Source organism: Amaricoccus sp. (genome assembly GCF_036846665.1).
Taxonomy (GTDB): Bacteria; Pseudomonadota; Alphaproteobacteria; order Rhodobacterales; family Rhodobacteraceae; genus Amaricoccus.
In genome coordinates this window covers 1-15,090 of sequence record NZ_DAIUBO010000085.1, presented here as the reverse complement: position 1 = coordinate 15,090, position 15,090 = coordinate 1, and the positions used below count along the sequence as shown (strand labels likewise).

The 15,090-nt window shown below is 70.1% G+C and carries 13 protein-coding genes; 6 read left to right on the top strand and 7 right to left on the bottom strand.

Annotation, left to right across the window (positions count from 1 at the left end):
• Positions 1-250 precede the first annotated feature (250 nt).
• From V7050_RS10190 to V7050_RS10170, 5 genes are all read right to left on the bottom strand, one after another.
• Positions 251-1,042, bottom strand: a complete 792-nt coding sequence (locus V7050_RS10190) for a DUF2927 domain-containing protein (RefSeq protein WP_324374283.1) — start codon at positions 1,040-1,042, stop codon at positions 251-253.
• A 579-nt stretch (positions 1,043-1,621) separates the two neighbouring features.
• The gene (locus tag V7050_RS10185) at positions 1,622-2,512 is read right to left on the bottom strand and encodes a sulfotransferase domain-containing protein (protein WP_324367295.1); all 891 of its coding nucleotides are present in this window, start codon (positions 2,510-2,512) and stop codon (positions 1,622-1,624) included.
• Between the two features lie 28 nt (positions 2,513-2,540).
• Positions 2,541-5,087, bottom strand: coding sequence for a GcvT family protein (locus V7050_RS10180; protein ID WP_324367292.1), 2,547 nt, complete (start codon positions 5,085-5,087; stop codon positions 2,541-2,543).
• Between the two features lie 10 nt (positions 5,088-5,097).
• Positions 5,098-5,907, bottom strand: coding sequence for an alpha/beta hydrolase (locus tag V7050_RS10175; protein ID WP_324367290.1), 810 nt, complete (start codon positions 5,905-5,907; stop codon positions 5,098-5,100).
• Positions 5,907-6,143: an Lrp/AsnC family transcriptional regulator gene (locus V7050_RS10170; protein ID WP_324367288.1), complete on the bottom strand. Its 237-nt coding sequence runs from the start codon at positions 6,141-6,143 to the stop codon at positions 5,907-5,909. The genes V7050_RS10175 and V7050_RS10170 overlap by 1 nt, the downstream gene beginning before the upstream one ends.
• Positions 6,144-6,343: 200 nt before the next feature.
• On the opposite strand from V7050_RS10170, the gene V7050_RS10165 reads away from it, so the two are divergent.
• Positions 6,344-7,561 (top strand): acyl-CoA dehydrogenase, encoded by a 1,218-nt coding sequence (locus V7050_RS10165; RefSeq protein WP_324367286.1) that lies wholly within the window; start codon positions 6,344-6,346, stop codon positions 7,559-7,561.
• 297 nt (positions 7,562-7,858) lie between these two features.
• The gene (locus V7050_RS10160) at positions 7,859-9,091 is read left to right on the top strand and encodes an SLC13 family permease (protein WP_324367284.1); all 1,233 of its coding nucleotides are present in this window, start codon (positions 7,859-7,861) and stop codon (positions 9,089-9,091) included.
• Positions 9,092-9,284: 193 nt separating this feature from the next.
• Here the strand turns inward: V7050_RS10160 and mgtE are convergent, their stop codons facing one another.
• Positions 9,285-10,667: a magnesium transporter gene (mgtE, locus tag V7050_RS10155; RefSeq protein ID WP_442885395.1), complete on the bottom strand. Its 1,383-nt coding sequence runs from the start codon at positions 10,665-10,667 to the stop codon at positions 9,285-9,287.
• Positions 10,668-10,795: 128 nt separating this feature from the next.
• On the opposite strand from mgtE, the gene alr reads away from it, so the two are divergent.
• From alr to V7050_RS10140, 3 genes are read left to right on the top strand one after another with little or no spacing between them, the layout of a single operon-like run.
• Positions 10,796-11,866: an alanine racemase gene (gene alr / locus V7050_RS10150; protein WP_324367304.1), complete on the top strand. Its 1,071-nt coding sequence runs from the start codon at positions 10,796-10,798 to the stop codon at positions 11,864-11,866.
• Entirely contained in the window at positions 11,863-12,651 is a 789-nt protein-coding gene (locus V7050_RS10145; protein WP_324367282.1) for an MlaE family ABC transporter permease, read from the top strand. The genes alr and V7050_RS10145 overlap by 4 nt, the downstream gene beginning before the upstream one ends.
• A complete protein-coding gene (locus tag V7050_RS10140; RefSeq protein WP_324367280.1) occupies positions 12,651-13,412 on the top strand; it encodes an ABC transporter ATP-binding protein in 762 nt (253 codons plus the stop codon). Before V7050_RS10145 ends, V7050_RS10140 begins: the two co-directional genes overlap by 1 nt.
• A gap of 58 nt (positions 13,413-13,470) precedes the next feature.
• Here the strand turns inward: V7050_RS10140 and V7050_RS10135 are convergent, their stop codons facing one another.
• Positions 13,471-14,133 carry a ZinT family metal-binding protein gene (locus V7050_RS10135; protein WP_442885398.1) on the bottom strand — a complete coding sequence of 221 codons (663 nt, stop codon included), beginning with the start codon at positions 14,131-14,133 and terminating at the stop codon, positions 13,471-13,473.
• Between the two features lie 197 nt (positions 14,134-14,330).
• On the opposite strand from V7050_RS10135, the gene V7050_RS10130 reads away from it, so the two are divergent.
• On the top strand, positions 14,331-15,090 hold a 760-nt coding region (locus tag V7050_RS10130; protein ID WP_324367278.1), incomplete at its 3' end, for a DNA repair protein RadA.

Genomic DNA, 15,090 nt, shown 5'->3' with positions numbered 1-15,090 from the left:
CCTCCAAAAGGCTTCCCGGCGGGCCCCGCCGGATTGCGCGCCGGGATACAGGCAGGTGTGCGGCCTGCGCAACCCCGCCCGCCGGCGGCGCCGTGGTGACCACATTTCGAGCCAATGTTCCCGGTACGACCGTCCCGCAGCAAAATGAGGGCATCGCCCGCCTGGGGGCGCTCCCGTGACGAACCTGTCCCATAGTGCTCCCATCCATTCCCGAGAAAGGATCGCACCATCAAACCGTGGGATGAAAAACCTAGGGCGCCAGCGCCGCCGCCGCCACGGCCGGCAGCAGCGGCCGCGCCTCGGCCGCGCCCATGCCGTTCCGGAGCCGCGGATCGTGGAGCATCCGCAGCAGCACCAGGTCGCGGGCGGCGAATCCCGCGGCCGGCACCGACGGGCCGAAGACGCTGCCCGGCCGGTCCAGCCTGCCCGGCAGCCCGAGGTTGGAGGCGAATTCGCGCGCCACGCACCGGGTCTGACGAGCGGCGTCGAGCGCGGTGTCGACATTGATCAGGATCACCCCCGGCCGCCCGCCCGCGGCGAATTCCAGCGCCGCGCAGCCGGATCCGCTCAGCGAGGAAGTGAGCCCCGCCACGAGCGATGCCGAGATTCCCGTCCCGACGAGTTGCGCCGCGAGCGAGGGGATGGCATCGGGCTCGATGAAGGTCACGAGGAAGGCCGAGCGCGCCCGGCCGGCATCGAGCGCGGTGAACATGCTCTCGTCCGAGAGCGCCACCGCGATCCCGGCCCCGCCGCTCAGGCTGTCGACCAGCCCGGCAACCAGCGCCGTCTCGCGCGAACTCGCCTCCGCCGTCGAGGGCGCGACATTGACGATCACCGGCGCGGCCAGGCGCGCCAGTCTCCCGGATCCGCCGAAGGCCAGGGTCTCGAATTCGGCGGCCAGCGTCGTGGCCGCCCCGGGATCGGCCGCGAGCACCGAGGCGCCGATCGCTGCCGGATCGCCGCTGCCCGTCCCGCCCGTCCCGGCGCAATTCGCCGCCAGAAACAGGGCCAGCCCCACCGCAATCCCGCCCGCCACCCGCATCGTCACTCCCCGCGCAACGCGTCCTCGGGTGGAAATCTAGACCGAACCCCGCCGCGGGCGCAGCAGAAAATGCCAGCGCGCCCGCCGCCGAAGCGGCTTCACCCCGGTGCGCGAGGCGACGACCGGGATCGCAACCGGATCCCCCGCAGGCTTGCCCTTGCGCCTGGCCGAGATCGCCGCCTTCCTCGCATCCGCCGGCGGCCTCGGGGCCGATCCGGGCCTCGGGTCGGGAAGATCGCCTCCGAAACCCGCCGTTCCCGGGACCGCCACCTCGCAGCGAGATGAGGGCTGCGCCCGCCCGTGCCTCCCGAGCGTTGCGACAATGAACGGTCCCATCCGATCTCCGGTCGGACGGATCGGACGACGACCGGTCCGAAACGGCAATTTCGAGGCGGTCCGCCGCGCGCCGGAGCGAGGCCGTCATCCGGCCTGTCTAGAGAGAATGCATTCAATATCAATTGGTTAAATAGCGTATCATCGTGAAACGCCCCCGGCCGGCGCCCCCAGGGCACGAGATCGGTCGCCGCGCCGGGACAAGTGCGATGTCAGCGGTCCGAAGCCGATCGGACGGAGATTGCCTCAGAACCGGCCGGTCGCCAGCCAGCGCGCACAATCGGGTCCGAGTTCCTCGATCGCGCGCGCCTCGTATTCGGCGACCTCCGCCGGGCTCAGCACCTCGCGCCAGCGCCCGTTGCTGCCGCGGTTGATGAAGCTCCGGGCACCGCCCACCATGGGCATCTCGGGAAACATCGCATCGGCCCTGGCCTTCATATGCGCAAAGCCCGCATGCCGCACCGCCCGCGCCATGGTCCCCTCGTCGAGCGCGATCCCGAGCCAGGCCGCGAGCGCCGCCATCCGGCCCTCCAGATCATCCGTCAGGTTCTGGTAGTTCAGCAGATAGACGTTCTCCCGGTGCCTCAGCGGCCACCAGCTGCGAACGTGCTCCCAGAACTGCCCCATGCTGCTCCGCCCCGCCATCCAGGCGCGATAATATTCGTGCACGTCCGCCGAAGGCCGGCGGATCTCCGGCGTCCCCGCGGGGCGCACCGCGTTCAGGGCGTCGAAGAGCGCGTCCTCCGACTTGAAGAGATGGTTGTGCTCGCTCCAGGCCACGTCCCGCCCGTCCCGCGCCACGTAGATGTATTTCGCACGCGGCGAGATCGGCAGGGCATAGGCCGGAAGATGCGACTTCATCACCCGGCGATGCGTCTGCGCCTCGACCGCCTCCATCCTGCCCTCACGGTAAAGGGTGAAGTCGATCCAGCGGCAGATGTTGCCGACCCGCGGCGCCTCGGGCGCGCCGTGGATCAGCTGCACCAGGATCGCCAGCGTCCAGGTCGTGCCGGCCTTGGCCGGCGAGGCCACGACGATGTCGCCGTCACGGAAGCGGAACGCCTTCCATGCGGTCGAATCGCATTGCGCGTCGATATAGTCCCGCTCGGCGATCGCCTCGGCTTCGGTTCCTCCCACGCTCGCCTCCCCTGCCCGCTGCCGGGCCTCACCCCCGCATCCGCGCGCCCTCCGGATCGAAGGGCGGCTCGAGCGCGATCAGCGCCGGCCGGCGCCGCCCGAGGATCTCCACCTCGAAGAGCCCCGGCTCGGTACGCCCCGCCAGCGCCGCCGGCACATAGCCCTGCGCCAGCGACAGCCCGACGTGATGCCCGTAGCCGCCCGAGGTCACCCAGCCCACCACCCGCCAGTCGCCGTCCACCCGTCCGTCGGGCTTTGGCGTCGCAGCACCGCTCGCATCGAAGCGCGGCGCGCCATAGCCGTGCGGCGGCGCGATACTGCCGAAATCCTCGGCCACCCGGGCCCAGACCGGCTCGTCGGCCATCACGTCGGCGTCCACGGTGTCGATCACGAGGCTGACCCGCCGCAGCCGCGGCCCCGCCTCCCGCTCCCGCGCCGCCGCCGCGCGCCCGATGAACCCGGGCTTGCGCAGGTCGACGAAGCGCTCCATCGCCCCCTCCTCGGCGCCGTAGATCGGCCGAAGCTCGGCGAACCATGTGGGCCAGTTCTTCTCCAGCCGCATGGAGAGCAGCGCCCGCATCCCGAAATCCGCCAGCCCGAGCGGCGCGCCCGCCGCCTTCACCGCCATGTAGAGCGTCCGCAGGTAGCAGGGCTCCACCCAGATCTCGTAGCCCAGATCCCCGGTATAGCTGATCCGGTTGACCAGCGCCGGGCAGCCGGCCACGTCCATGGCGCGGTGATCCATGAAGCGGAACGCTGCCCCCGAGACATCCGCGTCCACCAGCGCCGCCAGCAGCTCGCGCGACCGCGGCCCGGCGATCATCAGCCCCATCAGCCGCTGTCCCAGCCGCTCGATCCGCGCCGACCCGTCCTCCGGCAGATGTCGCTCGAACCAGCGCATGTGGTAGATCTGCGCCCCCGAGGACCCCCAGATCACGAAGCGGTCGGGGCCCGAATGCGCCACGGTGAAATCGCCGATCAGCTTGCCGGCCTCGTTCAGCATCGGGCTCAGCGCCAGCCGTCCGACCCGCGGCATCGAGTTGGTCAGCAGATGGTTGAGCCAGGCCTCCGCTCCCGGCCCGGTCACAACGTATTTGGCGAAATTGGCGATCTCGGTCACGCCGACACGCTCGCGCACCGCACGAACCTCCGCCGCCACTTGGCTGAAATCGTTGGACCGGTGGAAGGAAAGCTCGTCCCGCGGCGCCTCGCCCTGCGGCGCGAACCAGAGCGGCACCTCCAGCCCCCAGGTCACGCCCATGACCGCATTGTTGTCGCGCGTCATCACGTCGTAGAGCGGCGTCGTCTGGGCGGGGCGCGCCGCCGGCAACTCCTCGTTGGGGAAGCGGATCGAGAAGCGCCGCGAGTAGTTCTCCCGCACCTTGGCGTTGGTGTAGCGCAGGGTGGTCCAGTCGCCGAACCGCGCCACGTCCATGCCGAAGACGTCGTGGCCGGGATCGCCCTCGGTCATCCAGTTCGCCAGCGCGAGGCCCACCCCGCCGCCCTGGCTGAAGCCCGCCATCACCGCGCAGGCGGTCCAGAAGTTGGTCAGCCCCTGCACCGGCCCGACCAGCGGGTTGCCGTCGGGGGCGAAGGTGAAGGGGCCGTTGATCACCTGCTTGATGCCGGCGTTCTCCAGCGCCGGGAAATGCCGGAACCCGACCTCGAGGCTCGGCGCGATGCGGTCGAGATCGGGCGCCAGCAGCTCGTGGCCGAAGTCCCAGGGCGTCGCCAGCGGCGACCAGGGCACCGCCGCCTTCTCGTAGGTGCCGAGCAGGATGCCGTCGCGCTCCTGGCGGGTGTAGATCTCGCCCTTGAAGTCGATCACGCCCACCAGCTCGCGCCCGGTGGTGCGGTTGTATTCCACCACCTCCGGCATCGGCTCGGTCAGCAGGTACATGTGCTCCATGGCGAGCACCGGCAATTCGAGCCCCGCCATGCGCCCGACCTCGCGCGCCCACAAGCCACCGGCGTTCACCACATGCTCGGCGCGCAGGGTTCCGGCCTCGGTGACCACGTTCCACATGCCGTCGGAGGCTTGCGTCAGCTCGACCACGCGGTTGCGCAGCACGATCTCCGCGCCCAGCTTCTGCGCCGCCTTCGCGTAGGCATGGGTCGTGCCCGAGGGATCGAGATGGCCCTCCACCGGATCCCAGAGCGCGCCGACGAAGTTCGTCTCGTCCATCAGCGGGAACATCGCCCGGGCTTCCGAGGGCGTGATGATCTCGGTTTCCATGCCGAGGCAGCGGCCCTTGGCATGGGTGAGCCGCAGGAAGTCCATGCGCTCGGCGCTGTCGGCCATCATCACGCCGCCGGTCAGGTGCAGCCCGCAGGACTGACCCGACAATTCCTCCAACTCGCGGTAGAGCGAGACGGTATAGGCCTGCAGCTTGGCCACGTTGGGATCGCCGTTCAGGGTATGGAACCCGCCCGCCGCATGCCAGGACGAGCCGCTGGTCAGCTCCGAGCGCTCGATCAGCATCACGTCGCTCCAGCCGGCACGTGCCAGATGGTAGAGCACCGAGCACCCGACCACCCCACCCCCGATGACGACGACCCGTGCCTCGCTCCGCATCCCTCGCCCCTCAGTCTCCGAGCAGCGCCGCGACCAGATCCGACTCCGGATCGGTCAGCGGATCGATCACGCTGAAATGATGGTGCCCGGCCGCGATCGTCTGCGCCATCTCGGCCCCGAGCCCGGTCCAGACATTGGCGAGCAGCGTCGTCTGCCGCACGAATTCCGGCCGCTCCGCGTCGCCGACCCAGGCATGCACCGACACGCCCGGCAAGGGCCAGAGCAGCGCCGGGCTCTCCGCCGCCGCCTGCGCCCGGTCAAGCCGGAGCGCCGAGTTCAGCTTCGTCGCCAGCAGCGGCCGCAGGTCGTGCAGGCCGCTGATCGAGACCACCCGCCGGAGCCGCTCCAGCACCTCGCCGGTCAGGCTGCTGTCGGCGCAGACCTGCCGCGTCACCAGATGCCCGCCTGCCGAATGCCCTGCCAGCACGATCGGCCCCGCGACCAGATCGGCCGCCCGCAGGACCGCCGCCCCGATGCTGCGGGTGATCGCGGCGATCCGCACCTCCGGCGCCAGGGCATATCCCGGCATCGCCACCGCCCAGCCGCGCGCCAGCGCACCCGCGGCGTAGTGCGACCAGGCGCCGCGGTCGAACTCGCACCAATAGCCGCCATGCACGAAGATCACGAGCCCCTCGGGCCGGCCCTCGGGCAGGAAGAGGTCGATCCGGTCGCGTGGATGGCGGCCGTAGGCGATGCCCTCTCGCAGGCGGCCCGGCGCGAAGGCCGCCCGATAGCGCCGCGGCGCCTCGAGGTCGGGCCAGTCCGCGCCGCCGGGGATGTGCGCGCCGTTGGCATAGGCGTCATCCCAGTCGGCGATCATCAGAAGGCCTTGAAGGTCAGCGTGGTCAGGCTGCGGTCCACATGCGGGATGTCGCGGATGCGCTCGTTGACGAAATGGCCGATGTCCTGGCCCTCGGGGATATAGACCTTCATCAGGAGGTCGTATTCGCCGGAGGTCGAATAGAGCTCCGAGACGAATTCCCGGTCATAGATCGCATCGGCCACCTCGTAGGTGCGGCCGGGGCTGCAACGCAGCTGGACGAACACGCAGATCAAGATCTTCCCTCCGGTTTTCGCCACAGTGCCGCGCCGCGGGTCGCCATGCAATGCGCATCCCGCCGGCGGCCGGGACCCGGCCCCCTCGCGGCCCTTCCGAAACCCCTCCCCTGCCTGGCGCGTGCATCGGCCCGCGGCGCCGTCGCGCTTGCCGGGCGCCACCTCCCGGCCTAGGCTCGCCGCCGACCCCGGAGGCCTAGATGCCCGAGACGAACGCGCCCGAAACCGCCCGCGCCAGGCCGACCGCCTTCGCCTGGAACGACCCCTTCGCCCTGGAGGACCAACTCACCGCCGAGGAGCGCATGATCCGCGACGCCGCCCGCGCCTATGCCCAGGACCGGCTGGCGAGCCGGGTGAGGGAGGCGAACCGGACGGAAAGGTTCGACCGCGACATCATGACGGAACTGGGGGAAATGGGCCTGCTCGGTGCCACGATCCCCGAGGAATTCGGCGGCGCCGGCGCCGGCTATGTCGCCTATGGCCTGATCGCGCGGGAGATCGAGCGCGTCGACAGCGGCTATCGCTCGGCCATGTCGGTCCAGTCGTCGCTGGTGATGCACCCGATCTTCGCCTATGGCACCGACGAGCAGCGCGCCCGCTATCTGCCCGGGCTCGCCGGCGGCACCTCGATCGGCGCCTTCGGCCTGACCGAGCCCGACGCCGGCTCCGACCCCGGCGCCATGACCACCCGCGCCCGTCCCGCGGACGGCGGCTATGTCCTCACCGGCACCAAAACCTGGATCACCAACGCGCCCGTCGCCGACGTGCTGATCGTCTGGGCGAAATCCGAATCCCACGGCGGCAGGATCCGCGGCTTCATTCTCGAACGCGGCATGAAGGGCCTGCAAACACCGAAGATCGAAGGGAAGTTCTCCCTGCGCGCCTCGACCACCGGCATGATCGTCATGGAGGAGGTCTTCGTCCCCGAGAGCGGCCTGCTGCCCCATGCCGAAGGCCTCGCCGGCCCCTTCGGCTGCCTAAACCGCGCCCGCTACGGCATCGCCTGGGGCGTCATGGGCGCCGCCGAATTCTGCTGGCATGCGGCGCGGGCCTATACGCTCGACCGCAGGCAGTTCGGCCGGCCGCTGGCCCAGACGCAGCTCGTCCAGCGCAAGCTCGCCGACATGCAGACCGAGATCGCGCTCGGACTGCAGGGCGCGCTCCGCCTCGGCCGCCTCTTCGACGAGGGCCGCGCCGCGCCGGAGCTGATCAGCCTCTGCAAGCGCAACAATTGCGGCAAGGCGCTCGACATCGCGCGGATCTCCCGCGACATGCACGGCGGCAACGGCATCTCGGACGAATACGGCGTCATCCGGCACGTGATGAACCTCGAGGCGGTGAACACCTACGAGGGCACCCACGACATCCACGCGCTGATCCTCGGCCGGGCCCAGACCGGGCTGCAGGCGTTCTTCTGAAGCCGGCCCCTTGCCGCGAGGAGCGCATGGACCATCGCAGGAAGCCCATCGTCGCGCCTTGCCGCCAAGGGAGCATCGCCGGGCGCAGGCGTCGGTCCGACCAAGGCGCGGGCTGCAGGCGCGTTCGCTCGCAGGCCGTCACCGCGCGCGGGGATCTCGACCTGGAGCCGACGGTCGATTTCGGCAGGATGCGCGGCAAGCACCATTCGACGGTCGCGCGCCCCTCGGGCGAGCCCGCGGGAACGGGCCGGGGCTGAGCTTGGCGCCCGTCCGCGCCCCGGGCCGGGAGGGCCGCCCTTGGACCTGACCCTCCTCGTCTTCCTGCTCGTCTATCTCGCGATGGGACTGGGGCATCTGCCGGGCTTCAACGTCGACCGCACGGGGGCGGCGATCGTCGGGGCGCTGGTGCTGATGGCGGCGGGACGGATCACGCCCGCCGACGCCTGGATGGCGATCGACTACCGGACCATCGGAATGCTCTTCGGGCTGATGGTGGTCTCCTCGGCCTTCGCCGTTTCCGGGTTCTACGACTGGACGGCCCGGCGGGTGGGCGCGCTCGAGGTCAGCCCGCCGGCGCTGCTCGCGATCCTCGTCCTCGTTTCCGGCGGGCTCTCGGCGCTTCTCACCAACGATGTCGTCGTGGTCGCCATGACGCCGCTGCTCGTCTCGATCACCCTGGCGCGCGGGCTCAACCCGGTGCCGTTCCTGCTCGCCTTCTGCTTCGCCGCCAATACCGGCTCGGCCGCCACGATCATCGGCAGCCCGCAGAACATGATCGCGGCACAGGGGCTCGGGCTTTCCTTCAACGGCTATCTGCGCGCGGCCCTCGTGCCGGCGGTCCTGTCGCTGCCGGTCGTCTGGGCGGTGCTCGCGTTCCTCTATCGCGGCCGGTGGCAGCTGGAGGAGCCGCGCGGCAGCGCGGCGCCGCTCCCGCCCGCCACCTTCGACCGCGTCGAGACCGCGAAGGCCGCCGCGGTGACGCTCGGCGTGGTCGCCGCCTTCGTGCTGAGCGACTGGCCGCGGGAGCTGATCGCGCTGACCGGGGCGAGCCTCCTGCTCGTCAACCGCAGGATCGCCTCGACCGACATGCTCGGGCATGTGGACGGCAACCTGCTGCTGATGCTGATGGGCCTCTTCGTGGTCAATGCCGCGATGGCCGCGACCGGGCTGCCGCAGCAGGTTCTCGCCGGGCTGCGCGGCGCGGGGATCGATCTGCACGCGCCGCTGCCGCTGCTCCTGGTGGTCTCGGCGCTGAGCAACGTGGTGGGCAACAATCCCGCGGTGATGCTGCTCGTGCCCTTCCTGCATGCGGGCGGCGACCCCGAGGCCCTCGGGGCCGCGCTCGCGCTCGGGACCGGCTTCTCGAGCAACCTGATCGTCTTCGGCAGCCTCGCCGGGATCATCGTGGTCGAGCAGGCGGCGAAGCAGGGCGTCCCGATCGGATTCGGCGAATTCGCGCGGGCTGGCCTGCCGGTCGCACTCGCCTGCCTGGCGCTCGCGGCCGTCTGGATCGCGGTCTTCGTCGCCTGACCTGCAGGCCGCGGCGCATGCTGTTGCCGCCGTCGCAGATCCGCTGCGCGCCATTCATTGGCACCCCGCCCGATCGTTTCGATGCGCCGGCCCGGGATGGCGTCCCGCAGTGGGACCTAGCGTAACATTCTGTTATTGCGTTGTTTTTTTGCCATACGAGCGGGCGCTTCGAGCAGGCGTGACGCGGCGCATTTCACAGCAGCATCGCACCCGCGAGGCCGAGGAAGGCGAAGAAGCCGAAGACATCGGTGATCGTGGTCACGAAGGTGCCCGAGGCGAGGGCGGGATCGGCACCGAGCCGGTCGAGGGCGATCGGCACAAGTACCCCGGCGAAGCCCGCGACCACCATGTTGCCGATCATGGCGACGCCGATCACCAGCCCGAGCGTCGCATCCGCATAGAAGAGCCCGGCGAGAAGCCCGATCAGCAGGGCGAAGCCCAGCCCGTTGATCAGGCCGACGAAGCCCTCGCGCCCGATGAAGCGCCCCATGTTGGAGGAGGTCAGGTTGCGCGTGGCCAGCGCCCGAACCGCGACGGTGAGCGTCTGCGTCCCGGCGTTGCCGCCCATGGAGGCCACGATCGGCATGAGCACCGCCAGCGCCACCACCGCCTCGATCGTCGAGGTGAACATCGCGATCACCGCCGAGGCGAGGATCGCCGTGCCGAGATTGACCGTGAGCCAGACGAAGCGCGAGCGCGCGATCACCGCGACCCCGTCGGAAAGCTCCTCGTCGCCGACGCCGGCGAGCAGCCGCATGTCCTGCTCGGTCTCCTCCTCCAGCACCTCCATCGCATCGTCGATGGTGATCACGCCGACCAGGCGGCCGTTCTCGTCGACCACAGGCGCCGAGATCAGGTGGTACTTGTTGAAGACATAGGCGACGTCGTCCTGCGGCTGGTCGACCCGCAGGGTGCGGAAATCCTCGTTCATCAGATCCTTGAGCTTCGTCGCGCGACCCGATCCCATCAGCCGGCCGAGCGAGACGATGCCCGTGGGATGCATCTGCGGATCGACGATGATGAGGTCGTAGAAACTGTCCGGCAGCCATTCCTCGGCACGCATGAAGTCGATCGAATCGCCGACGGTCCAGTGCTCCGGGGCGACCACCACCTCGCGCTGCATCAGGCGGCCGGCGCTGTCCTCCTCGTATTGCAGCGACTGCTCCACCGCCACGCGATCGGCGGCATCGAGCGCGCGCAGGATGCGTTCCTGCTGCGGCTCGTCCATGTCCTCGGTGAGATAGACGACGTCGTCGGTTTCCAGATCCTGCACCGCCGCGGCGAGGATCGCGTCGGGCAGCTCGGCGAGGATCTCGTCGCGCACGCCCTCTTCGAGCTCCGAGAGCACGGCGCCGTCGAGCTTGACGCCCCAGAGCGTGATCAGCGCCCGGCGCTCGCTGCGGCTGATCTGTTCGAGTAGGTCGGCGATGTCGGCCGCGTGCAGCGGCTCCAGCGCATCGAGCAGCGCGTCGTGGTCGCCCGCCTCGACGGCGGCGAGAATCGTCTCCACCGTCTCGCGCGACAGCGTGTCCGCCTGCGCTTCCGGTTCCTTTTCGATCTCGTCGGTCATGCTCATGGCCGCCTCGCCTCCGGATTCGTCCGCGACCATACACGCATTGCGCCGGACGGCTACGGCCAGTTCGGTAGACTTGACCCGCAGCCGCTTGTCGGGTCAGTTGCGGCGGTCCTTCGAGGAGAGCCACCATAGCGCGCGCCCTGCTCACGATCGATCTCGACGCGATCACCGCGAACTGGCGCGCGCTCGACGCGCTCTCGCCGGCGCATGTGGCGACGGCCGCCGTGCTCAAGGCCGATGCCTACGGGCTCGGCGCGGATCGGGTCGGTCCGGCGCTGCGGGCCGCCGGCGTGCGCAGCTTCTTCGTCGCGCTGGCGGAAGAGGGCGTGGCGCTGCGACGCGCGATCGGCAGCGGCCCCGAGATCTTCATCCTCTCCGGCCCGATGCCGGGCGATGCGCCGCTCCTGCGCGAGCACGATCTGATCCCATGCCTGAATAGCGCCTCGCAAATTCGTGAATTTGTACGAGAATTTCCGGGAGCCGAGGCTGCGATCCAGATCGACAGCGGCATGAACCGCCTTGGCCTCGAAGCCGCGGAGCTGGCCGATGTCGCCTCCCTCCTCCAGGCGATCCGGCCGACGCTGGTCTTCAGCCATCTCGCCTGCGCCGATGCGCCCGGCCATCCCCTCAACGCGGTGCAGCACGAAGCCTTCGCCGCAATCGCCCGCGCGGTGCCGACGGCGCGCCGGAGCCTCGCGGCCACCGGCGGCATCCTGCTCGGCCCGGATTTCCACTTCGAGCTGACCCGGGCCGGCGTCGGTCTTTACGGCGGCCATCCCTTCGCGGCGGCGCGGCCCGTGCTCCGCCTCGCGCTGCCGGTGATCCAAGTGCGCGACGTGGGCCCGGGCGAGGTCGTCGGCTACGGCGGCGCCTGGCGCGCCGAGCGCCCCACGCGGGTGGCCACGCTCGCGGCCGGCTATGCCGACGGGCTGCTGCGCAACCTGGGCTTCGGCGAGGTCCGACTCTTCGCGGGGCGGCATGCCTGCCCGATGATCGGCCGCGTCTCGATGGATCTCCTGACCGTCGACGTGACCGACCTGCCGGAAGTGCCGGAGCGGCTCGAGATCCTCAACGAGCACCAGACCGTCAACCATCTGGCGGCGGCGGCCGGCACGATCGGCTACGAGATCCTGACCAGCCTTGGCGCCCGCTACGAACGCGTCTACAAGTCGTCCGCGCCCGTCCCGGACCCTGAATGAACCCCCTAGCCTTCGTTCCGCTCTTCCTCGCCTCGATCGGCCGGTCGACCCTGGGCCTGCTCGGGGTGGTCGGGCGGCTGGCGATCTTCACCGCCGAGACGCTCTCCCACGTGCTGCGCCCGCCCTTCTATCCCGTGGAACTCGGGCATCAGCTGCTGCGCATCGGCTATTTCTCGCTGCCGGTCGTGGGCATGACGACGCTCTTCACCGGCGCCGCGCTGGCGCTGCAGATCTATGCCGGCGGCGTGCGGTTCAGCGCCGAGACGGTGGTGCCCTCGATCGTGGCCATCGGCATCGTGCGCGAACTCGGGCCCGTGCTCGGCGGGCTGATGGTCGCCGGCCGCGTCTCCTCCTCCATCGCCGCGGAGCTCGGCACCATGCGCGTGACCGAGCAGATCGACGCGCTGACGACGCTTTCGACCAATCCCTTCAAGTATCTGATCGTGCCGCGCGTCGTTGCGGCGACCCTGGCGCTGCCGGTACTGGTGGCCATCGGCGACATCATCGGCGTGCTCGGCGGCTATCTCGTCGGCATCGGCCGGCTCGGCTTCGATCCCGGCGCCTATATCAAGAACACGCTCGATTTCCTCGAACCCGCCGACGTGACCTCCGGCCTGGTCAAGGCGGCGGTCTTCGGCTTCCTGCTGGCGCTGATGGGCTGCTACCACGGCTACAACTCGGGCCGCGGCGCGCGCGGGGTCGGCCAGGCGACGACCAATGCCGTCGTCTCCGCCTCGATCCTGATCCTCGCGGCCAATTACCTGCTGACGGAAGCCTTCTTTTGATGGCGCCGACGCCGAAGATCGCGCTTCAGGACGTCTGGAAGACCTTCGGCGAGAAGACGGTTCTGGCCGGCGTGTCGCTTTCGGTGGCGCCGGGCCGGAGCCTCGTGATCATCGGCGGCTCGGGCACCGGCAAGTCGGTCACGCTGAAATGCATCCTCGGCATCGAGCGGGCGGACAGGGGAAGCATCCGCATCGACGGCACGGAGATCGAGAAGATCGACCGCCGCGCCTTCCTGCGCCATTTCGGCATGCTCTTCCAGGGCGGCGCGCTCTTCGACAGCCTGCCGGTCTGGCACAACGTCGCTTTCCGCCTGCGCCACGGCCGCCAGCCGATGTCCCGCCGCGACGCCCGCGATCTCGCCATCGGGAAGCTCCGGCGCGTCGGACTCGGCCCGGAGACGGCCGACCTCTATCCCGCCGAGCTCTCGGGCGGCATGCAGAAGCGCGTGGGCCTCGCCCGCGCCATCGCCACCGACCCGGAGGTGATCTTCTTCGACGAGCCGACGTCGGGCCTCGACCCGATCATGGCCGGGGTGATCAACGAGCTGATCCGCGAGCTCGTCACCGAGATGGGCGCAACCGCCATCACCATCACCCACGACATGACCACCGTGCACAGCGTCGCCGACGAGGTCGCCATGCTGCACGGCGGTGTGATCCGCTGGCAGGGGCCGGTGGCGGGCATGGAGACGAGCGGCGACCCCTATCTGCAGCAATTCATCCACGGCCGCGCGGAAGGTCCGATCGAGACCGTCCGATGACCGCCCCCCGACGCGGAAAGGGCGGGTGCCCGACCCGGCGCCCGCCGAGGGAGGCCTGTCAGTGCGCTTCCATCTCGCGGACGATCTCTTCCGCGCTCAGCGCCGCCGGATAATAGGTCGGCCAGTTGGTCAGTTCCCGGAGAAGCGCCGCGCGGTCGTCGCCCCAATAGAGGTGAAAATGGCGGGCCTTCTCCGGCGCGATCCGATGGTCGCTGAACTGGATGAACGCCGGTGCGGCCTCGTCGCCGCCGGTCTTCCCGAAGACGAAGCGGACCCCCCGGTTGCCCGCTTCGTAGGTCAGGATCTCGTAGCCGTCCGCGGCATATTGGCCCTCGACCGCTTCGCCGCCCCGGTAGAAGGCGACCGTGTCTCCGTCGATGACGATGCGCTCGACGTCGGTCGCGTAACCCTTCTCGTAGTAGGCGCGGTACTCGGCGGCGGTCCTGTCGCCATGCTCGGCCTTGTGCTCCATGACGCCGTCGAGGCTCCCGTCCATCAGATAGGGATAGACCGACTGCCAGTCGCCCTCCCAATCCGACAGCGCCCGGTCCGCAACCTGGGCATCCTCGAAATATCCCCTGTAGACGTCGTCCTGCGCCTGGCCGTGCTCGTGGCTGTGTGCGCCCGTCCCGCCCGCCTCCGCGCCGGTCTCCGCCAGCGCCGGTGCGCCGAAAAGCAGCACCGATCCGAGCGCGAGCGCGCCGATATGTCTGATTGTCACCTTCGTGTCCCTCCTGCTTCCGTTCCGATCGACGGCGGGTATGGTCCGTCGCCCGATATGTTATGATATAACATATCGGGCGACGGATATCCCCATTCCTCACCACACGCAAGGGGTGTCGGATGCCGGGGCATGGCGGAGCGCGGCGCTTTCTGTCAGAGGGGTTGCGTGACTCTCGCAGCCGGACCAAGCGCGCAATGACCCGCCGCCCCGCCTTTACCTGCACCGAATGCGGCGCGACCCATGCCAAATGGGCCGGACGTTGCGACGCCTGCGGCGCCTGGAACTCCATCGCCGAGGAGGCGGACGGCGCCGCCGGTCCGGCGGGCCGCGCGCTCGGGACCGGTCGCGGCCGGCGGATCGAACTGAGCGATCTGGCGGCGGCCGACGCCCCGCTCGAGCGCCGGCTGAGCGGCATCGGCGAGCTCGACCGGGTGCTGGGCGGCGGGCTGGTCCCGGCCTCGGCCGTGCTCGTGGGCGGCGACCCGGGCATCGGCAAGTCGACGCTGCTCCTCCAGGCCACCGCGCAGTTCGCGCGCTCGGGCGCGGCCTCGATCTATGTCTCGGGCGAGGAGGCGGCGGCGCAGATCCGGATGCGCGCCGCGCGGCTGGGGCTCGCCGACGCGCCGCTCCGGCTCGCCGCAGAGACCAACCTGCGCGACATCCTCACCACGCTGGAGGCCGAGCGCCCGGATCTCGCGGTGATCGACTCGATCCAGACCATGTGGTCGGACCACGTCGACAGCGCGCCGGGCTCGGTGGCGCAGGTCCGGGCCTCGGCCCACGAGCTCGTCACCTTCGCCAAGCGCCGCGGCACCGCTGTCATCCTGGTCGGCCACGTCACCAAGGAGGGCCAGATCGCCGGCCCCCGCGTGGTCGAGCACATGGTCGACACCGTGCTCTATTTCGAGGGCGAGCGCGGCCACCAGTTCCGCATCCTGCGCGCGGTGAAGAACC

Excerpts from the sequence above, each read along its gene's own strand:
- V7050_RS10180 (WP_324367292.1), bottom strand. The coding sequence starts at position 5,087 with ATGCGGAGCGAGGCACGGGTCGTCGTCATCGGGGGTGGGGTGGTCGGG.
- mgtE (WP_442885395.1), bottom strand. The coding sequence starts at position 10,667 with ATGAGCATGACCGACGAGATCGAAAAGGAACCGGAAGCGCAGGCGGAC.
- V7050_RS10190 (WP_324374283.1), bottom strand. The coding sequence starts at position 1,042 with ATGCGGGTGGCGGGCGGGATTGCGGTGGGGCTGGCCCTGTTTCTGGCG.
- V7050_RS10145 (WP_324367282.1), top strand. The coding sequence starts at position 11,863 with ATGAACCCCCTAGCCTTCGTTCCGCTCTTCCTCGCCTCGATCGGCCGG.
- V7050_RS10165 (WP_324367286.1), top strand. The coding sequence starts at position 6,344 with ATGCCCGAGACGAACGCGCCCGAAACCGCCCGCGCCAGGCCGACCGCC.
- V7050_RS10175 (WP_324367290.1), bottom strand. The coding sequence starts at position 5,907 with ATGATCGCCGACTGGGATGACGCCTATGCCAACGGCGCGCACATCCCC.
- V7050_RS10140 (WP_324367280.1), top strand. The coding sequence starts at position 12,651 with ATGGCGCCGACGCCGAAGATCGCGCTTCAGGACGTCTGGAAGACCTTC.